Origin of the sequence: Polaromonas sp. JS666, from assembly GCF_000013865.1 — a bacterium.
GTDB lineage: Bacteria > Pseudomonadota > Gammaproteobacteria > Burkholderiales > Burkholderiaceae_C > Polaromonas.
In genome coordinates, this window is the sequence record NC_007948.1 from 5085470 (window position 1) to 5104113 (window position 18644).

The 18644-nt window shown below is 64.3% G+C and carries 17 protein-coding genes and 1 pseudogene; 6 read left to right on the forward strand and 12 right to left on the reverse strand.

Going from position 1 to position 18644, the window contains the following annotated elements:
- Positions 1–35: 35 nt before the first annotated feature.
- On the forward strand, positions 36–1061 hold the full coding sequence (locus tag BPRO_RS24025; protein WP_011485667.1) for a MerR family transcriptional regulator: 1026 nt from the start codon (positions 36–38) through the stop codon (positions 1059–1061).
- A 433-nt stretch (positions 1062–1494) separates the two neighbouring features.
- Here BPRO_RS24025 and BPRO_RS24030 read toward each other — a convergent pair whose 3' ends face one another.
- From BPRO_RS24030 to BPRO_RS24070, 9 genes and pseudogenes are all read right to left on the reverse strand, one after another.
- A complete protein-coding gene (locus BPRO_RS24030; RefSeq protein WP_011485668.1) occupies positions 1495–2703 on the reverse strand; it encodes an IS91 family transposase in 1209 nt (402 codons plus the stop codon).
- Positions 2704–2712: 9 nt separating this feature from the next.
- Positions 2713–3588 carry a tyrosine-type recombinase/integrase gene (locus BPRO_RS24035; RefSeq protein ID WP_011485669.1) on the reverse strand — a complete coding sequence of 292 codons (876 nt, stop codon included), beginning with the start codon at positions 3586–3588 and terminating at the stop codon, positions 2713–2715.
- 253 nt (positions 3589–3841) lie between these two features.
- The gene (locus tag BPRO_RS24040; protein ID WP_232291462.1) at positions 3842–4597 is read right to left on the reverse strand and encodes a phosphate/phosphite/phosphonate ABC transporter substrate-binding protein; all 756 of its coding nucleotides are present in this window, start codon (positions 4595–4597) and stop codon (positions 3842–3844) included.
- A 446-nt stretch (positions 4598–5043) separates the two neighbouring features.
- Complete coding sequence (locus tag BPRO_RS24045; protein ID WP_232291463.1) at positions 5044–5283, reverse strand: hypothetical protein; 240 nt, start codon at positions 5281–5283, stop codon at positions 5044–5046.
- 192 nt (positions 5284–5475) lie between these two features.
- Positions 5476–5721 (reverse strand): annotated as a pseudogene (locus BPRO_RS24050) (type I glyceraldehyde-3-phosphate dehydrogenase); the annotation flags it as partial.
- Position 5722: 1 nt separating this feature from the next.
- Positions 5723–6157, reverse strand: coding sequence for a DoxX family protein (locus tag BPRO_RS24055; RefSeq protein WP_232291464.1), 435 nt, complete (start codon positions 6155–6157; stop codon positions 5723–5725).
- A 16-nt stretch (positions 6158–6173) separates the two neighbouring features.
- Positions 6174–8078 (reverse strand): amidohydrolase, encoded by a 1905-nt coding sequence (locus BPRO_RS24060; protein WP_011485673.1) that lies wholly within the window; start codon positions 8076–8078, stop codon positions 6174–6176.
- A gap of 103 nt (positions 8079–8181) precedes the next feature.
- Positions 8182–8799 carry an antibiotic biosynthesis monooxygenase gene (locus BPRO_RS24065; protein WP_011485674.1) on the reverse strand — a complete coding sequence of 206 codons (618 nt, stop codon included), beginning with the start codon at positions 8797–8799 and terminating at the stop codon, positions 8182–8184.
- 7 nt (positions 8800–8806) lie between these two features.
- On the reverse strand, positions 8807–9457 hold the full coding sequence (locus tag BPRO_RS24070) for a hydrolase (RefSeq protein ID WP_011485675.1): 651 nt from the start codon (positions 9455–9457) through the stop codon (positions 8807–8809).
- A 170-nt stretch (positions 9458–9627) separates the two neighbouring features.
- On the opposite strand from BPRO_RS24070, the gene BPRO_RS24075 reads away from it, so the two are divergent.
- On the forward strand, positions 9628–10536 hold the full coding sequence (locus BPRO_RS24075) for a LysR family transcriptional regulator (protein WP_011485676.1): 909 nt from the start codon (positions 9628–9630) through the stop codon (positions 10534–10536).
- Positions 10537–10541: 5 nt separating this feature from the next.
- Here BPRO_RS24075 and BPRO_RS24080 read toward each other — a convergent pair whose 3' ends face one another.
- A complete protein-coding gene (locus BPRO_RS24080; RefSeq protein WP_011485677.1) occupies positions 10542–11465 on the reverse strand; it encodes a LysR family transcriptional regulator in 924 nt (307 codons plus the stop codon).
- A 147-nt stretch (positions 11466–11612) separates the two neighbouring features.
- Here BPRO_RS24080 and BPRO_RS24085 point away from each other — a divergent pair, with 147 nt between their 5' ends.
- From BPRO_RS24085 to BPRO_RS24095, 3 genes are read left to right on the forward strand one after another with little or no spacing between them, the layout of a single operon-like run.
- On the forward strand, positions 11613–13067 hold the full coding sequence (locus tag BPRO_RS24085) for an N-acyl-D-amino-acid deacylase family protein (protein WP_011485678.1): 1455 nt from the start codon (positions 11613–11615) through the stop codon (positions 13065–13067).
- Between the two features lie 48 nt (positions 13068–13115).
- Positions 13116–14258, forward strand: coding sequence for a DSD1 family PLP-dependent enzyme (locus BPRO_RS24090; RefSeq protein ID WP_011485679.1), 1143 nt, complete (start codon positions 13116–13118; stop codon positions 14256–14258).
- Between the two features lie 41 nt (positions 14259–14299).
- Complete coding sequence (locus BPRO_RS24095; RefSeq protein ID WP_011485680.1) at positions 14300–14677, forward strand: RidA family protein; 378 nt, start codon at positions 14300–14302, stop codon at positions 14675–14677.
- 26 nt (positions 14678–14703) lie between these two features.
- On the opposite strand, the gene BPRO_RS24100 is transcribed toward BPRO_RS24095, so the two are convergent.
- Both BPRO_RS24100 and BPRO_RS24105 read right to left on the reverse strand, forming a co-directional pair.
- Entirely contained in the window at positions 14704–15819 is a 1116-nt protein-coding gene (locus tag BPRO_RS24100; RefSeq protein WP_011485681.1) for a DSD1 family PLP-dependent enzyme, read from the reverse strand.
- 351 nt (positions 15820–16170) lie between these two features.
- On the reverse strand, positions 16171–17139 hold the full coding sequence (locus BPRO_RS24105; RefSeq protein WP_011485682.1) for a Bug family tripartite tricarboxylate transporter substrate binding protein: 969 nt from the start codon (positions 17137–17139) through the stop codon (positions 16171–16173).
- A 547-nt stretch (positions 17140–17686) separates the two neighbouring features.
- On the opposite strand from BPRO_RS24105, the gene BPRO_RS24110 reads away from it, so the two are divergent.
- Positions 17687–18631: a cytochrome-c peroxidase gene (locus BPRO_RS24110; protein ID WP_041389057.1), complete on the forward strand. Its 945-nt coding sequence runs from the start codon at positions 17687–17689 to the stop codon at positions 18629–18631.
- Positions 18632–18644 lie beyond the last annotated feature (13 nt).

Below are 18644 nucleotides of genomic sequence, written 5' to 3' on the forward strand. Positions count from 1 at the left end.
ATAAAGGCACTTCTGCTAATCAATGGGGTGAAAACTTGAACTGTAAGAAACGATTTTTAAGCTCTTCTCAAGCGTCCAGGCAATTGGGCGTGTCAGCCAAGGCCTTGCGGCTATACGAAGAGCGTGGCCTGCTTACCCCAGCCCGAAATGAGGCTGGATGGCGATCATATGGGCCAAGTGAAATGATCCGGGGCAGCGAAATCGTCGCCTTACGGGCGCTCGGTCTCAGCCTTTCACAAGTTGCCCGCGTGCTTCAAGGGAATGCCGACGGCCTTGAATTTGCTCTAGCAGCGCATCAAGCCAATTTGGAAGTGGGAGTTAGGCAGTTAACAGGCACCATCGAGAAACTCCGTCAGATTCGGAAAGATGTAACTCTGGGGCGCACGCCGACAGTTGAAGAACTGACATGCCTATCCGTATACGAGCAAAGCTGCGTTGAATTTGAGCTCCCTTGGCCCTGGGGTGGTGAGCGGTTCGTCGTCCCAATAGACCGGCCACTCAGTTACATAGTCGGTCCACTGGGAAGCGGGAAGACTAAGCTTGCGTTGTGCTTGGCTCAGGAAATACCAGGCGCAGCATTCATAAGCCTTGATCGATTGCAGGACGGCAGCGCTGCCGCGAAACTTGAGGGCGATCCTGAATTTAAATACCGTGTAGATATAGCGTTGCAATGGCTGATTGAAGATGGCGCAATCGCGTCGGACGCATTGACCTCATTAATTACAGTTTTCGAAACGGAAGGGCCGACTGCCTTGGTCGTCGACCTGGTGGAGCAGTCGCTTGAACAAGAGACACAGCAGGCGTTGATTGCCCATCTCCGCCGTCGTGGAGTGAACGGTCGCCCGCTTTACTTGCTCACACGATCCTCCGCGATCCTTGACTTGGCAGCGGTAGGTTCTGATGAATTAATCATCTTCTGCCCTGCCAATCATTCCCCGCCGACAATCGTAGCCCCATATCCGGGCGCTGCAGGTTATGAGGGTGTCGCGACGTGTTTGGCTTCTCCAGACGTGCGTGCACGAACGCAAGGCGTCATAGCTTGGCGCCCGACTGGGACGTGATGCGCTGTTCACCGGATATGTCCGCTTAGGGCCCAGTCCAGCAGGAGTTACCATGACGCAAATTGTTAAGGGTTGTCCGATACCTGCCCATCGCGCGAGGCGAGCGAACGCACGACAAGGTGTGAGGGCAGGTGTTGGACAAGCCTCGGGGGAGGAAACCGCGGGGCACGCCCCGTAGGAGTCTACCGCCAGAGCGGCTATGGCGAATTGGCAGTTCGCGCGCCCCTTGTCGAGCGTTCGGCCGATGCACCCAAGAGACTGAGCATGAGTGTCATACCGCACCGATACCGGCAACGCGAGCCCGCGCGATGAGCGCAGCGCTGCCACCATGCGCTTGAACGGACATCCCGGTGTGAAAGGGCAAGCCTGCCCCACACCGACTGCTGGCAACGCATGGCCGATGGACGTTTGGTTCCTTGAACGACGCGGGGAGTCATGGTGCACATGCGCGTGGCGGCGGCGCGCGGATCGACTCGCCGCGCACGAAGGTCTGCAGGATCGTCATGGGTCGCGCGCAGCGCATGCACACGAAGATGGGCCGGGGTGAGGCAGGCTCGGTGGCTGCTTGGGCGTTGGCCGTCTGCGCTTGCACCGTGGCTTCGGCTGCACCCAGCAGCAGCTCGCGCGCCAGCCCCAGGCATTCCTTGCGGTTGCCATTGGCCAGCAGCCCATAGTGGCGAATGCGATGCAAGCCGGCGGGCAGCACGTGCAGCAGGAAGCGGCGCATGAACTCCTGGGCATCCAGCGTCATGGTCTTGTGGCGCGTGCGCCCCTTGACCCGGTAGTCCTTCCAGCGGAAGGTAACCCCGCGCTCGTCCAGGCACAGCAGCCGGCTGTTGGAGATCGCCACGCGGTGGGTGTAGCGCGACAGATAGGCCAGCACCGCCTGGGGACCGGCGAATGGGCGCTTGGCGTAGACCACCCATTCGCACTTGCGCAGCGGCGCGAGCCAGTCGGCAAACGCCTTGGCGTCGGCCAGCGCGGCGTGCTCGCCGAAGAAGTTGAGCTGCCCGGCACGATGGGCCAGGTGGAGCTCTTCGAGAAAGCGCCTCCTGAACAAGCGCGACAGCACGCGCACCGGCAGGAAGAACCCCGGCCGGCAGGCCACCCAGGTCTTGCCGTCGGCAGCCAGGCCACCGCCGGGCACGATGCCGTGCACATGCGGGTGATGCGTCAGCGCCGAGCCCCAGGTGTGCAGCACCAGGGTGGCGCCGATGCGCGCACCCAGGTGCCTGGGGTCGGCGGCGATGGTTTGCAGCGTCTGGGCGGCCAGGTCAAACAGCATTGCGTAGATGACGGCCTTGTTCTGGTAGGCGATGTCGGCAATGCGCGCGGGCAGCGTGAAGACCACGTGGTAGTACTCCAGCGGCAGCAGATCGGCCTGCCGGGCCTGCAGCCAGCGCTGCGCAGCGGCGCTCTGGCACTTCGGGCAATGCCGGTTGCGGCAGGAGTTGTAGGCGATCTGGTCGGTGCCGCAGCCTTCGCAGCGCAGCACGTGTCCCCCCAGCGCCGCGCTGCGGCACTGCTCAATGGCCGACATGACCTTGAGCTGGCCCAGACTCAGGTGACCGCGTTGCGCCTGACGCCAGGCCGGCCCATGGGTGCGAAAGATGTCGGCGACCTCCAGGGCGGGGTGCGCCATGGAGAAGGCCTACGGGGCTGGCAGGCTCTCCAGTGGGCTGATCACCTCGCGCAGCACTTCGGTAGCCACATGGGTGTACATCGAGGTCGTCTCCAGCTTCTTGTGGCCCAGCAGCACCTGGATCACCCGGATGTCCACCTTCTGCTCCAGCAAGTGGGTGGCGAAGCTGTGCCGCAAGGTGTGCATGGACACGCGCTTGTCGATCTTGGCGTCCTGGGCTGCGGCGTGGATGGCGCGATTGAGTTGCCGGGTGGTCAGCGGCTGCACGGGGTCCAGGCCGGGAAAGAGCCAACCGCCGGGCAGCATCTTGCCCTGGGCATGGCCCACGCGCCACCAAGCGCGCAGGCGCTGCAGCAGCACCGGCGCGAGCATGGCGTAGCGGTCCTTGCGGCCCTTGCCTTGCTCCACGCGCAGCGTCATGCGCTGGCTGTCGATGTCGCCGACCTTCAGCGCGATCACTTCGCTGGCGCGTAGGCCCGCGCCGTAGGCCACCGACAGCGCTGTTTGGTGCTTGAGGTTCGCGGTTGCGGCAATCAGGCGCGCGACCTCTTGCGGGCTGAGGACAACCGGCAACTTCTGCGGCACGCGCACCGACTGCATTCTGGCCATCAGATCGGCGCGCTCCAGCGTAACCTCAAAGAAGAACTTCAAGCCGGTGATGGTCGCGTTCAGGGTGATCGGCGAGGTGCCCTGATCGACCAGGTGCAACTGAAAGCGCCGCAGATCCTCGACTGTGGCGGTGTCGGGCGAGCGCCTGAGAAAGCCAGCGAGCTTGCGCACGGCGCGGATGTAGCTGCTCTGGGTCTTGTCTTCGAGTTTGCGCAAGCGCATATCGTCCAGCATGCGCTGGCGCAGCGGCGTAACAGCCGCAGTCGATGGGTTCATGATCGTGCTCCTGTTGAAGAACGAGGCGGATTGCCTCGCTCAACAACATCGCAGAACCCCCGGTTCTATGCACCTATGGCGGCTTCGCCGTGGGGCCTACCGCGTAGCGGTTTAGTCCTCCGGCCAGAAGCGGATGCTGGTGAAGAGGCCATATCCCATCAGGCAGCCAAGTGAAACTTACCTATATGCAAGTTAAGCATGACCCCTCCCGGTTGGCATCGCTCCCGTTGCGATGTGCGTGTTCAGGTCCTGCTTAGGGCCGTGCTTGCCGCAGCACGGGGTCGAGCAGATCAATATGCAACGCGCGCACGTCGTCCCAATCTTTATCGTGCGCCACGATGATGCCGGTGAACCCTTGCTCTTGCAGTAACCTCCGCCCAGTGGCGTCGTGCTTGAGATCGACCAGTACGCGCTGCAACTGTTCGACGACCGCGCGCGGCACGCGGGGATGGGCGGCGATGGCGTGTGGCGTGACGGGCGGAGCGGCCCACAACACGCGCAGTTCGGCGCGCATTTCCGGCACCATTCGTTCGAACGTCCGGCGTACACCTCCGCCCGCCGGATACATTCCCCTGATGATCGCCAGATACACCGACTCGTGCGAATCCACAAACTTGGGCGTAACGGCGACGCCCTGATCACGTAAATGCGCGAGTGGCAGCACCGTTGCCGCGAATGCGGCGGGCACAAGCGCCAACGTCCGTCCCTGCAGATCGGAAAGTTTTTGAATGTTGCCGTCGCGCCGCACGACGATCAGCGCCTCTAGCTTCCCCTCCTCGCGCGCAAACGCCTGATAACCCGGCGCGCGATGGTACACCGTATATTCATATGGATTCATGTAAACGAGATCGAACTCGCCGGCCGCGAGCCGTTGTTCGAATGTGGGAATATCCTGCGCGGGTTTGAGTTCGATGCGATAACCGCTGCGGCGCCCGATTTCCTCGAGCAGCCCCGACCATAAGTTCACGGTGCGCGTTGACGATTGCTGCGGGACGACGCCGAGGCTCAACGTTACAGGCCGCATGGGGGGCACCTGCGCGGTGGACGCGGCACTCGACAGCAACAATACCGACAGCCACCATCTGCTGTGCTTTTTCCTATGTAGCATCCTTGACTGGCCTTCCTGATTGGGATTACTTAAAGTTAGCACACCACCGGGTACTGAGCTCCCTTTGTTTTCGGCTTCCAACCGATCGGCATTACCCCCTTAATCTGCCAAACCGCCGTATACGTGACCCGTTCGTACGGTGGTGTGGGGCGCGAGGCTTCTCCCTATCCCGAATGAAAGACCGATTTTGCAACCCTGACAGACCGCTTTGGGCCCTAAGGGGAAGTTCGTTCTTCTCCGAAGCCGACATTCAGTGGCCAACACCCGCATAGCGGTCAGCCTCTACCGGAATGGTGCTCAATGATTGCCAGCATTCGCACACTGAGGCCGGCCACGATCACCGGTCGTCACACCCCCATCAACCCTGCGTTGACCACCGCCTCGTCCAGCACGGCAAAGGTCATGTTGTGGCGGTTCGTCAGCGGTCCGCCGCCGGGCACCACCTGGCCCTCGGCGGTGTAGCCAACCGCCTTGAACTTCCACACGCCGCCAATCAGTTTGAGGTTGCCCACCAGCTCGCCGCTGTCCAGATGAACACTCACCACCTGGTCGTTGAGTTTTTTGAAAGACAAGGGAGTCGACATCATTTACCTTCTTGCGTGATTGATTCCATTTCTAAATCATCCGTGCACTTTGTCGGCTTCGCTTGCCGTACGTCTGTACTGTCTGCGCTTCACCTTCGCGTTCACAAATGATTTAGAAACGGAATGAGTGATCGGGTACTGAGTCGCCATAAAAAACGCGCTCGGAGGCGCGTTTTTTATTGCCACAAGCAGCGCTTACTTCGCGACCACGCGCACCATCTCCAGGCGCCTGTTGGAGTAGCCTCGTTCATTGTCGTACCAGGCAACGATCTTGACGAAGGTGCCGTCGAGCGCAATGCTGGCGTCGGCGTCGAAGATCGAGGTGCGGGCATCGCCGCGGAAGCCGGTGGCCACCACCTTGTCTTCGGTGTAGCCGAGCACGCCCTTGAGCGCGCCTTCGCTTTGCGCTTTCATCCCGGCGTAGACTTCCTCGTAGCTGGCTTCACCTTAGTACGGCGCGGCGCTCCCAAGACAGCGCTGCCACCAGCACAAAGCCGCCGACCAGCCCCAGGTGTTCGAGAAAGGCGTTGCGGTTGTGAAACTGCTCCATGCCGCTCATGGTCCAGAACGGGTGACCGATGACCGTGGCGATCACGGTGAACGCGGCCAGCGCGAGCGCGCCCAGGGCCGACCACAGGCCGCGGCCCAACAGCATCAGCGCCGCGCCGACCAGCTGCGTGGCGAGCACCGCGGCGGCAAACAAGGGCGCCGGGCTCAGGCCGAAATGATTCGCCTCGCCGATCGCTGCGTCGAAATTCAGCAGCTTGGACACGCCGCTGTAGACGAAGGCGATCGCCAGCAGGACTTTGGCGGCCCAAAGCGCCGGTGTTGAAAATTGTGGGTTGCGGGTGTCCATGGCGTTGTCCGTGGTGATCATTCTTATCATTCTTTATTTATAGCCAGCAGGCGCAGCCCAGCGCGCCCCAGAAGCTCTTCTCGTCCGACACCGGCGTGCTTGCCAGCCAGCTTTGCGTGTGCGCATGGCCATGAACGGCGCAAGGCTTGACGCAGCAATCGGCAAACGGCAACAGGGCTCTGCGTTGCGCGGTTGGAGCGGCGCGGCCCGGCTGGTTGCCACCCAGTGCAGGTTCGCGCCAGTAGCCACCGTAGGCGTTGGTCGGCGCCCAGTCGTTGGCGGCTTTGGGCATGGGCGGTGCAAGCCTGGCGAAGTCGCCGTCGCCATGCACGATGCGGCCGCCAACCACTGTCAGGTGCGAGACCAGGTCCTTGATGTCGGCCTCGGGTACGCCGAAGAAGTCGCGCGAGGGCACGATGAAGTCGGCCAGCTGGCCGGCCTTGATCTGGCCCTTTTGTCCGTCGGCATTGGCGAACCAGGCGCTGCCGGTGGTCCACAGCCGCAGCGCGGTGTCGCGGTCGAGCAGGTTGTCGGGCCGGTACATCGTGGTGCCGCCGACGGTCTGGCCGGTGACCATCCAGTGCAGGCAAACCCAGGGGTTGTAGCTGGCGACGCGGGTCGCATCGGTGCCGCCACCGACGGGCACCCCCGCATCAAGCATCTTGCGGATCGGCGGCGCGTGCTCGGCGGCCCTGGCGCCATAACGCTCGATGAAATATTCGCCCTGATAGGCCATGCGGTGCTGCACGGCGATGCCGCCGCCCAGCGCCTTGACGCGCTCGATGTTGCGCATGCTGATGGTTTCGGCGTGATCGAAAAACCAGTGCAGGCCATTGAACGGGATCTCGCGGTTGACCTTCTCAAACGTGTCGAGTGCGCGGCCTATCGATTCGTCGTAGGTCGCGTGCAGCCGGAAGGGCCAGCGCTTTTCGACCAGCAGGCGCACGACACGTTCGAGCTCGTCCTCCATGCTGGCGGGCAGGTCGGGGCGTGGTTCGCGGAAGTCCTCGAAATCGGCGGCGGAGAACACCAGCATTTCGCCCGCACCGTTGTGGCGGAACATGTCGTTGCCGGACAGTGGCGGCAACATGTCGGTCCACTGCCTGAAGTCGTCTACCTCTTGCTTGGGCCGCTGCGTGAACAGGTTGTAGCCGATGCGTACCGTGAGCTCGTCGGCGTCACGCAGCTTCTCGATGACCCGGTAATCGTCGGGGTAGTTCTGGAAGCCGCCGCCGGCATCGATCACCGAGGTGATGCCCAGCCGGTTGAGCTCGCGCATGAAGAGCCGGGTCGAGGCCTCCTGCGCGTCGGGGTCGAGCTTGGGGCCTTTGGCCAGCGTGGCGTAGAGAATCATCGCGTTGGGCCTGGCAAGCAGAAGGCCGGTCGGGTTGCCACTGGTGTCGCGCACGATCTCGCCGCCGGGCGGGTTCGGCGTGTCCTTGCCGTAGCCGACGGCGCGCAGCGCCGCGCCATTCAGCAGCGCGCGGTCGTACAGGTGCAGGATGAAAACGGGGGTGTCGGGCGCGACGGCGTTGATTTCCCCGATCGTCGGCAAGCGCTTTTCGGCGAACTGCTGCTCGGTGAAACCGCCGACCACGCGCACCCACTGCGGCGCCGGCGTGCGCGCCACCTGCGCCTTGAGCATGGCCATCGCATCGGCCAGCGAGGGCACACCGTCCCAGCGCAACTCCATGGTGTAGTTCAGGCCGCCGCGGATCAGGTGCGTGTGGCTGTCGTGCAGGCCGGGCAGCGCGGCGGCGCCACCGAGGTCCATCACCTGCGTCTTGCCGCCGGCGTGGCGCATGACCTCTTCGCGGTCACCGACGGCGATGAACCTGCCGCCGGCGATGGCCACGGCCTGGGCCACCGGGTTCTGCCGGTCCAGGGTGGTGAAGCGGCCGTTGATGAAAATGATATCGGCAGTCGTGGGGGCGGCGGTCATGAATGTCTCCGGGATGTGGCCAAGGGAAGGACAGCTATACAGTGCATTCGCGCTGGCTAATTGTCACGAACTCGTGTGTCATGAACTCGTGCGGTCTCGAGGACTACTCCTTGCGGAACAGCCAGCCATGGACGAGCTGCGTGTAGCGCGGCATGATCACCCACACGACCAGCGCGACGATCACGGCGGCAAGCACGCCGTGTTCCACCCCGTACACACCGAGCACAGGCAGCGCCTTGAACACAGGCCCAAACGCCCACGGCACGATCATGGTCAGCGGCCAGATCACCGAGGTCGTGATCAGCCACTGCTTCCAGGCCGGTGGCTTCATCGGCGGCTCGCCGGCAGCACCGTGCTCGGATGGGAACCAGTAGTCGATGCCGGCGCCGACGCTGACCTGTTCGGCGACCTCCAGTTGTGGCCGCACGGCCTCGATCAGGCGCGCGCGCTCGGCCGACTGGTGCCAGCGCGTCGCCTCCTCGCACGAAGCAAAGCGCACGACGATGGTGTAGTCGGCGCCGCCCGCGGCCGGACGCACGACGTGCACCCCCTGGTGACCGGGAAAGCCCGCGGCCACCCGCATGGTCTCGGCAAGCCAGCTCTCGTAGGCGGCCTGTGCGCCGGCGCGCACACGGTGGCGCACCACCAGGCTGACGCTTTCAGCGGAGGCGTCATTCCCGGCGCTTGCGGGTGGAAGCTCGTTGCTCACGGCGCTGCTCATGGCGTGCTCAGCCCAGCTTGCGCGCCGGCATCTTGTGCACGTGCGTGATCGCGTAGTCGATGCCTGCGCCGTAGGCGCCGGAGTGCTCCACAACGATGCCTGTCGTGCCGGCATAGGTTTCCTTGCGTGCCCAGTCACGCTGCATTTCCAGCAGGAACTGCTGCCAGGTGACCGGTACGGCGCCGGCCTGGATCATGCGTTGCACCGACATGTTGTGCGCCGCGACCGAGGTGCCGCCGGAGGCGTCTTCCACGAAGTAGACCTCGTAGCCGTCGGCCATCGCCTCGAGCACCGGGAAGTTCAGACAGACCTCCGTCCAGAGCGCAGCGAACACCAGCTTTTTGCGGCCTATCTTCTTGAGCTCGGCCTTCACGGCCACGTCGTCCCAGGTGTTCATGCTGGTGCGCTCAAAGATCTTGTTGTCGGGCAGCACGGCGAGCAGCTCGGGCCAGATGTTGCCCGAGAATGACTCGGTCTCCACTGACGTCAGCACCGTCGGCACCTTGAACACCTGGGCCGTCTTGGCCAGCGCGATGACGTTGTTCTTCAGCAGTTGCCGGTCAATATTGGCCACGCCGAAGGTCATCTGCGGCTGGTGATCGATCAGGATCAGCGCGCAGTTTTGCGGGGTCAGCAGTTCGAGTTTGCCTTGCGTCATGATGCTTCCTTTCTGGGAACGTTCCGGGGATGGTGAGGGACAAGGTTCGAATCCTAAATTGCGTACCAACTATTGACTAGCCTGCAATCTGGAATCAGACTGCATCCGGATTGGAATCAATAGAAACCAATCGAAAATCCATCGGAATCACCAGGAACCCACAGGAAGCAATGGCTCAACTCGATGCCCTTCAGGCGCTCGTGCTCTCAAAACAGCTCGGCAGCTTTGCCGCGGCCGCTCGCGCGCTGGGCGTGACGCGCTCGCAAATCAGCAAGCTCATTGCCTCGCTGGAGGCCGATTACGGCACCGCCCTGTTCGTGCGCTCGACGCGCGCCATTGCCCTGACCGGCGCGGGGGCGACCCTGCACGACTATGCCGTGGACCTGCTGGCGATTTCCGCCGAGGCCCGCGAGGCGATGGCGGCGCTGCGAGGTACCGTGGCCGGACCGCTGCGCGTCAACGCACCGATGTCGTTTGGCAAGCTGGTGCTGGCGCCGCTGCTGCCGCAGTTTCTGGCGCAGCATCCCAAAGTCGAATTGCGCGTGGAACTGAACGACCGCCTGATCGACCCCTTTGAGCATGGCTTTGACCTCACGCTGCGCATCGCGCAATTGCCGGATTCTTCGCTGGCGGCGCGGCGAATGTGCGCCGTGCCCCGGGCCATTTACGCCGCCCCGGGCTACCTGCAGGCGCATGGGGTGCCCGACTCGCCAAAAGCACTGAAGACGCACCGCTGCCTGAACTATGCCCACGCCAATACCGGCCATGTATGGCACCTCGGCAAGGGCCGGGAAAAGGCCAACGTCGCCGTCGGCGGGCCACTGTGCTCCAACAACGGCGACCTGCTGGTGGAGGCGGCGGTTGCCGGGGCCGGCCTGATTTTGCAACCTGGATTTCTGGCGGCCCGGCACATCGCCGCAGGGCGCCTGGTACCGGTGCTGCCGCAATGGCAGGAGTTCCCGGAGATCTCGCTGTACGCGCTGTATCCGGCCACCCGCCGGGTGCCGACCACGGTGCGCGCCCTGGTGGACTACTTGGTCACCGCGCTGCCGCCCGCCATGACGGCGGCCGTGCCCTGAAGGGTTCACCCCACGCGCGCCGCCTTGCGCCAGGGCGGCACGGGCTGAAAGCGCGCCTGCAGGAAGGCCAGAAACAGCTTCACGCGCGCTGACACGCCGTGGCGCTGCGGAATCAGGGCGACGATGTCGGCGTCGGGCAGGCGCCAGCCGTCAAGCAGGCGCACCAGGCGGCCCGCTGCGAGGTGTTCGGCCACGTCCCATTCCGAACGCATGATGATGCCCTTGCCTGCCAGCGCCCACTGCCGCGTGACATCGCCGTCGTTGCTGCTCATCGCCGGCGCGATGCGCACCGCCGCGTCGGTGCGGCCCTTGCGAAAGCGCCAGAGCGAAACGTCCTCTTCGTTTTCCCGCAGCACCAGGCACTGGTGGCCGGTCAAGTCCTCCGGCCGCTGCGGCGGCGCATGGCGGGCCAGGTAGTCGGGCGAGGCGCAGAGGATGCGGGTGTTGGGGGCAATCGGGTAGGCGACCATGCTGGAGTTGGCAAGGTCGCCGATGTGCACGATCAGATCGAACCGGTCGGCGTCGGCGGCGGGGGGCACATCGCTGAGCGTCAGCGCGACCACCAGCTTCGGGTGTTGTGAATGGAAGTCGGCCAGCGCCCCGGCCAGGTGCTGCCGGCCAAAGCCCAGCGGGCCGCGCACATGCAGGGTGCCGGCCACTTCACCGGAACGCGCACGCAGGCTGTCGATCAGCGCATCCAGCTCGGCCAGCAGGGTGAGGGCCTTGGTGTAGAACAGCTCGCCCTCGTCGGTCAGGCTGAAGCGCCGGGTGCTGCGCTGGACCAGCTGAACGCCGAGGCGGTTTTCGAGCTGCCGCAGGCGCTGCGAGACAGCCGAGGCCGTGACGTCCATGCGCCGCGCGGCTTCGGCCAGCGCGCCGCTTTCGGTCAGCGTGACAAAAAATCGCAGGTCGGTGGTGTCGCTCGACATTCGTTAAAGCGTCCGTTAGTGCATCCGTTAATAAATCCATTAAAGGATTCGTTAAAACTGCTTAGGGCAAGTGTTAGCACTGTTCAGTAATTCTACGCAATAGTGCTACTAAACTGAAGTCTCCGCAACCCAGCGCCGAGGCAAGACATGAGCGAGCATTACGACCTATTGATCCGCAACGCCGCCATTGTTGACGGAACCGGCGCTGCCCGTTTCAGTGGCGATGTGGGCGTCCGCGGCGACCGCATTGCGCGCATTGGCGACCTGCGCGGCGCCAGCGCCACCACCGAGATCGACGCCGCCGGCATGGTGCTGGCCCCCGGCTTCATCGACGCCCACACCCACGACGACCGGCTCATGCTCTCGGGCGGCGACATGGCGCCCAAGGTCAGCCAGGGCATCACGACGGTGGTCGGCGGCAACTGCGGCGTATCGCTGGCCCCCATGCCGCGGCCCATTCCCGACCCGGTGACGCCGCCGCTGAACCTGCTGGACGGCACCGGCGCGTGGTTTCGCTTCCCCGATTTCGCCAGCTACCTGGACGCCTTGCGTGCCCAGCCCGCCGCCACCAACTGCGCCATGCTGGTGGGCCACACCACGCTGCGCGTGGCCACCATGGACGACCTGACGCAGCCGGCGAGCGCCAGTGAGATTGACGCGATGCGCGCGCTGGTCGAGGAAGCCATGCAGGCCGGCGCCATCGGCGTGTCGACCGGGCTGTTCTATGAGCCGTCGATTGCCGCCCCGACCGAAGAGGTGATTGCCATCTGCGAGCCGCTGCGCGCGCACGGCGGCGTGTACTGCACCCACATGCGCAACGAGGGCGACGACGTCATCAAGTCACTGACCGAGACCTTCCGCATTGGCCGCGAGGTGGATGTGCCGGTGGTGATCTCGCACCACAAGGTGGTCGGCGTGAAGAACTACGGCCGATCCACCGAGACGCTGAAGTTCATTGCCGACAACATGGCGCTGCAACCGATCTGCCTGGACTGCTATCCCTACCCGGCCTCGTCCACCATTTTGTCGGCGCACCGCGCGGTCAATGCCACGCGCGTGACCGTGACCTGGTCGGAGCCCATGCCGGAATGCGCCGGCATGGACCTGGCCGACATCGTGGCCCAGCAGGGCGGCACGCTGGAGGAAGTGGTGGACCGCCTGACACCGGCCGGCGCGATCTACTACATGATGGACGACCGCGATGTGCAGCGCATCCTGCAGTTCGACCAGACCATGATCGGCTCGGACGGCCTGCCGCATGACGAGGCGCCCCATCCGCGCCTGTGGGGCAGCTTTCCGCGCGTGCTGGGCCATTACGGCCGCACGCTGGGCCTGTTCACCCTGGAAACAGCCATCCACAAGATGACGGGCCTGACCGCGAAGAACTTTGGCCTGGCGGGGCGGGGCCTGGTCCAGGAGGGCGCTTTTGCCGACCTCACGCTGCTCAACCCGGACACCGTGGACGAGGGCGCCACCTTCAAGAAACCCATTGCCCCGGCCATCGGCATTGACACCGTGCTGGTGAACGGCCAGATCGTCTGGCGCAACGGCCAGCCCAGCGGCGCCCGGCCGGGCCGCGTGCTCAAACGCGAAACCGCATGACACACGGGACACACATGACATCTTCCGGACAACAGACAACAAACCCGCATGAACACCAGCCCCTTTGAGCCTCTCGAAACCCCCGCGCTGCTGCTGGACACAGCGCGCATGGACCGCAACATCGAACGCATGCGCGGGCGCATGACGCGCCACGGCGTTCACTTCCGCCCGCACGTCAAGACCAACAAGTGCATGGACGTGACGCAGCGCCTGCTTGACGCCGGCGCCCGCGGCATCACGGTCTCCACCCTGCGCGAGGCCGAGTATTTCAGCGAGCGCGGCATCACCGACATCCTGTATGCGGTGTGCCTGTCGCCCAACAAGCTGGCGCATGCGCTGCGCCTGCGCCGGCAGGGCATCCGGCTGACGGTGATCGTGGACAGCGTGGAGATGGCGCTGCAGCTCAACCCGGAAAGGATTCAGGGAGACGACCGGCTGGATGTGCTAATCGAGATCGACTGCGACGGACACCGCTCCGGGGTTCAGCCCGACTCGCCCGCGCTGCTGGCCATTGCCCAAGCGCTGCAGTCACAGGGACTGGCGGTGGGCGGCGTGATGACCCACGCAGGCGACTCCTACATCTGCCGCAGCACCGAGGCCATCGTGGCCATGGCCGAGCAGGAGCGCGCCGGCGCCGTGCAGGCGGCGAGGCGCCTGCGCGCGGCCGGCCATGCCTGCCCGGTGGTCAGCGTGGGCTCCACGCCGACCGCGCTGTTTGCCGAGAACCTTGATGGCGTGACCGAGGTGCGCGCCGGCGTGTTTGTCTTTTTTGACCTCGTGATGGCCGGCCTCGGCGTTTGCCGCACCGACGAGATTGCGCTGTCGGTGCTGACCACTGTGATCGGCCACCAGAAGGACAAGGGCTGGACGGTGACCGACGCGGGCTGGATGGCCATGTCGCGCGACCGGGGCACATCGCGGCAAAGCCTTGACCAGGGCTACGGCGTGGTCTGCGGTGTCGATGGCGCTCCGCTGGAAGACCTGATCATGGTCGATGCCAACCAGGAACACGGCATCATCGCCCGCCGGCCGGGCAGCACGGCGGGCCCGTCACCCTTCCTGCCGATTGGCAGCCAGCTCCGCATCCTGCCCAACCATGCCTGCGCCACGGCGGCACAGTTCCCCTGTTATCAGGCGCTGGACGGGGAGCAGCGGCTCGCCGGCACCTGGCAACGCTTTTACGGCTGGTAGGCGACTGCAAGGACAAGAGCAAGGGCAAGAAGGACACTGCGATGAAACTCATTTCCTGCGGCGAGGTGCCGGCGCCCGGCGGCCACTATTCACATGCGGTGGAAGCCGGCGGCCTGGTGTTTGTCTCGGGCATGCTGCCGTCCGGCAACAACCAGCCGCCCGCGCCCTTCGAAGCCCAGGTGCAGTCGGCGCTGGACCACTGCAGCGCCGTGCTGGCTGCGGCGGGCTGCGGGTTCGATGATGTGGTGCAGGCCACGGTGTACCTGGTGGGCGTGGAGCACTGGCCGGCGTTCAACCAGTTGTATGCCGAGCGCTTCGGCAGCCACCGCCCGGCGCGGGCCGTGGTGCCGGTGCCGGCGCTGCACCACGGTTTCCTGGTCGAGATCCAGATGGTGGCCGAGCGGCCAGGCCGGGCCTGAGCCCGGCCCGCCCCGGCTGACGCATGTCAGAGCAGCGCACCGCGCGCTGCGACCGGCCACAGCGCCTCGACGCGCTGGCCGCGCACACACACCAGTTCGTCATAGAGGTTGACGGTCGGATCGCAATGGCCGGGCACCAGCATCAGCGCGTCGCCCAGCGACAGGGCAGCCGCATCCGGCGTCAGGATGACGCCGTGCTCGTCGGCAGCCTTGGCATAACGCAGCTCGGGCCGTTGCCACACGACGGGCAGGCCGGAATCGATGCTGGACGCCTTGAGGCCGCTGTCGACCACGGCGCGCTCGGCGGTGGGCCGGCTCATCACGGTGGTCTTGATGAACAGCGCATGTTCAAACGCGACATCGCCTTCGCCGCGCTGGTTGTCACCATAGTCGCGGTCCATGAACACATAGGAGCCCGCCTGCAGTTCGTTGTAGACGCCCGAGTCCCGTTCGTGCAGAAAGGTGCCGGTGCCTGCGCCGGTGACACACTTCACGGCAATGCCGCAGGCCTCAATCGCCGCCAGCGTCTGGCGAACCCGCCGGACGGCATCGCCAATGGCCTGGGCACGTTCCCGCGGCGTGCGCAGATGCTGCGCAGGGCCGTGATAGCACTGCAGGCCGGCAAAGCGCAGGGGCGGCGAGGCGACCACCAGGCGGGCCAGCTGCGCGGCCTCGGCCCCTGGCGCCACGCCGCAGCGGTGCGCGCCCACATCCACCTCCACATACACATCGAGCGTGACGCTGTGCGCCTGCGCGGCGGCAGCCAGCGCCGGCACCTGCGACGCATGGTCGACCAGCACGCCCAGGTGCGCGGTGCGCGCCAGCTCCATCAGGTGGCGGATCTTGACCGGGCCGACCACCTCATTGGTGATCAACACATCGCGCACACCGGCCGCGACAAACACCGCCGCCTCGCTGACTTTCTGGCAGCAGACGCCGACGGCACCCAGCGCGATCTGGCGCAGCGCAATCTCCGGGCACTTGTGGCTCTTGGCGTGCGGGCGCAGGCGCACCTGGCTTCCCTTGAGGGCATCCGCCATGCGGTGCAGGTTACGCTCGAACGCGTCCAGGTCCAGGACCAGCGCGGGCGTGTCCACCGCGTCCAGCGAATCGCCGGGCTGTGCAGCCCTCCATGGCGTCATCGGTTTCTTTTAACCTAGAAACGGCAGTTGGATGCGCCCGAGTGCGCCGTGATCGGCGTGCCAGGCAAGGGTGAGCGCTGCGGCTCCGCTGGCACCTGCGTGCCAGCGGACAGCGCGAACGGGCTCAGGCTGCGACTGAGCCGCGCCCTGCAAGGGTGACAACGCAGTGGGCTCCTGCCCACAAGGCGGAGCAACGCAGCATGGCGCGTCGAGCACGGTGCAATCGGGCGCATAGCGCTGTCACCCGGAAGGTGAACGCGATCGAAGAGGGAAAAGTCAATGTGCATGCGGCTTTCCTGAAGTTTGTGAGCGGTCAACTGCGGTTTCTAGGTTTAAGGCAGGCAGCAGGCATCAATCCACTTTCGCGCCGGATGCCTTGATCACGCGGGCCCACTTCTCGGTCTCACGCCGCGACAGTTCGCGGAACTCCTCGGGCGTGCTGGGGTCGGTCTCCGAACCCAGGGTACGGAAGCGTTCCTTGACGGCCGGGTTGGCCAGCGCCGTGCGGATCTCCGTATTGAGGCGGGTGACGATGTCCTTGGGCATGTTGGCCGGCCCGATCAGGCCACCCCAGGCCACCACTTCAAAACCCGGCACGGTTTCCGCGATGGCCGGAATCTGCGGGTAGGTAGTGGAGCGCTGGCTGCCCGAAATGCCCAATGCCCGCACACGGCCGGCCTGGGCATGCGGCCCGGCCACCGGCGAGTTGATCATCATCAGCTGCACGCCGCCGCCGATCAGGTCGGTGACGGCCGACGTCGCGGCCTTGTACGGCACATGCAGCATGTAGGTGTTGGTCATCGACTTGAACAGCTCCACGCCCAGGTGGGCGGTGGTGCCGTTGCCATCCGAGGCAAAGGCCAGCTTGCCGGGGTTTTTCTTCGCGTAGGCGATCAGTTCCGGCACGGTGCTGGCCGGCACGCTGTTGTTCACCACCATCAGGTTGACCACGCGTACCGCATTGGAGATCAGGGTCAGGTCCTTGTCAATGTCGTAGGGAATGTTCGGCAGCAGCGAGCGGTTGGTAGCCAGGGACACCACGTTGCCATAGGCCAGCGTGTAGCCATCCGCCGGCGAGCGCACCAGGTCCATGGTGCCGATCACGTAGGAGGCGCCCGGCTTGTTGTCGATCACGAACGGCACGCCCATCTGGACCGACAGCTGCTGGGCCAGCGCCCGCATCAGCACGTCGGGCGCGCCCCCCGGCGCCGACGGCACGATCAGGCGGATGGGCTTGTCCGGATAGGCGGCATGGCCGGGCAGGGCGAAGGCCGCAAGCGCGGCGAAGAAAATGCTGGCTAGCAGGGATTGGCGACGCATTGTTCGGACTCCAGGAGGTGAAAGCAGGGCTGATGCAGCAGGCTGGCAAGGCGCACGGGTGCGGGCTTTTCAGGCAAATTCATTCTAGGACCGCGCCCTCCGAATGTCGCTTACTCAGGCTACAGCTAGAGTTAAGCAGGACTTAGCAATGTGCCCGCTTTGGGGGCGCGCATGCATTCAATTCGATTCAGTTCGGTGCGTGGGCACGGACCGCAAGCGATCACGTCGACCAGCCTTTCCCCACCCCCACATCGGCGGCATGCGGTGCTGAAACAGGGTTGTTTGGGCCAGGATTTTGTCCAAATCGGTTTTTTTACCCAAGGAAGACAGGCACAAGGAAACGTTTTCTTGCACAATGTTCGCAAATTGCTCGCAAATACAGCCAGGCAGAAAACAGCTTATCAAGTACACGGCTGACAAGCCGTGAAGTGTGTCTGATCCGTATTTGAAGACGACGCCAGCAAAACTGGCAAGACAACAGGGTTGGAAAAAAAGAACGACGACCATGTCTGCGGTCCGTACAACCATGCAAACAACGACATCGAGCATGTTGAAGCTCGTGATCGTCATGGTCGTCTGGGCATCCCAACCCGCCACTGCGGCCTTGCTCGATGAGCCGATCCAGCCGATTCCGCCGACCCTGAAGCAGGATCCGGCTCGCGCCGACATCGGGCGCCTGCTGTTTCGCGATGCGCGCCTGTCCGGCAATGGCCGTGTGTCTTGCGCCAGCTGCCACGATCTGGGCAAGGGCGGTGTCGATGGTCGCGCGCGTTCCATGGGACTGAATGATGGGCTGACCGACATCAACACCCCGACCGTGCTCAATGCCGCGCTCAATTTCAAGCAGTTCTGGAACGGCCGTGCCGACTCGCTGGAAGCACAAATTGATCACGTCATGCAGAGCCCGGTGGAGATGGGTTCAAAATGGGAAGAAGTCGTCCAGAAAGTGTCGCAGGACGCCGGGTACAAGAGCGCATTTGCGGCTGCCTACAAAGACGGGGTCACCAAAGCGAATATCCAGAACGCCATCGCGACTTTCGAGCGAACCCTGATCACGCCAAATTCGCGCTTTGACAAATTTCTGCGTGGTGACGCCAACGCCATTTCCGCCACCGAGAAAGCCGGATACGCAAAGTTCAAGCAGTATGGATGCGTCGCCTGCCACCAGGGCGTGAATGTGGGCGGCAACATGTTTCAGAAGTTTGGCGTCATGGGCAACTACTTCGAGAAGCGCGGCAATCCGACGCAGGCCGATCTTGGCCGCTATCTCGTCACCAAGGTGGAAAGCGACAAATATGTCTTCAAGGTGCCCAGCCTGCGCAACGTCGCGCTGACCGCGCCCTACTTTCACGATGCCTCGGCGAAGACGCTGGAAGATGCCGTTGACATCATGTTCAGGTACCAGCTCGGCCGTGTCGCCTCCAGCGAGGACAAGGAATCGATCGTCAGGTTTCTGGGCACGCTGACCGGTGAACTGGGCACAAAGCCGTGAGAGTGTCCCATCG

What these genes read in the sequence shown, in the direction of transcription:
- BPRO_RS24100 (WP_011485681.1), bottom strand. Translation starts at nt 15,819, where the DNA reads ATGACGCCATGGAGGGCTGCACAGCCCGGCGATTCGCTGGACGCGGTG.
- BPRO_RS24090 (WP_011485679.1), top strand. Translation starts at nt 13,116, where the DNA reads ATGAACACCAGCCCCTTTGAGCCTCTCGAAACCCCCGCGCTGCTGCTG.
- BPRO_RS24030 (WP_011485668.1), bottom strand. Translation starts at nt 2,703, where the DNA reads ATGGCGCACCCCGCCCTGGAGGTCGCCGACATCTTTCGCACCCATGGG.
- BPRO_RS24095 (WP_011485680.1), top strand. Translation starts at nt 14,300, where the DNA reads ATGAAACTCATTTCCTGCGGCGAGGTGCCGGCGCCCGGCGGCCACTAT.
- BPRO_RS24105 (WP_011485682.1), bottom strand. Translation starts at nt 17,139, where the DNA reads ATGCGTCGCCAATCCCTGCTAGCCAGCATTTTCTTCGCCGCGCTTGCG.
- BPRO_RS24070 (WP_011485675.1), bottom strand. Translation starts at nt 9,457, where the DNA reads ATGACGCAAGGCAAACTCGAACTGCTGACCCCGCAAAACTGCGCGCTG.
- BPRO_RS24060 (WP_011485673.1), bottom strand. Translation starts at nt 8,078, where the DNA reads ATGACCGCCGCCCCCACGACTGCCGATATCATTTTCATCAACGGCCGC.
- BPRO_RS24045 (WP_232291463.1), bottom strand. Translation starts at nt 5,283, where the DNA reads ATGATGTCGACTCCCTTGTCTTTCAAAAAACTCAACGACCAGGTGGTG.
- BPRO_RS24035 (WP_011485669.1), bottom strand. Translation starts at nt 3,588, where the DNA reads ATGAACCCATCGACTGCGGCTGTTACGCCGCTGCGCCAGCGCATGCTG.
- BPRO_RS24055 (WP_232291464.1), bottom strand. Translation starts at nt 6,157, where the DNA reads ATGATCACCACGGACAACGCCATGGACACCCGCAACCCACAATTTTCA.
- BPRO_RS24110 (WP_041389057.1), top strand. Translation starts at nt 17,687, where the DNA reads ATGTTGAAGCTCGTGATCGTCATGGTCGTCTGGGCATCCCAACCCGCC.
- BPRO_RS24075 (WP_011485676.1), top strand. Translation starts at nt 9,628, where the DNA reads ATGGCTCAACTCGATGCCCTTCAGGCGCTCGTGCTCTCAAAACAGCTC.
- BPRO_RS24085 (WP_011485678.1), top strand. Translation starts at nt 11,613, where the DNA reads ATGAGCGAGCATTACGACCTATTGATCCGCAACGCCGCCATTGTTGAC.
- BPRO_RS24065 (WP_011485674.1), bottom strand. Translation starts at nt 8,799, where the DNA reads ATGAGCAGCGCCGTGAGCAACGAGCTTCCACCCGCAAGCGCCGGGAAT.
- BPRO_RS24080 (WP_011485677.1), bottom strand. Translation starts at nt 11,465, where the DNA reads ATGTCGAGCGACACCACCGACCTGCGATTTTTTGTCACGCTGACCGAA.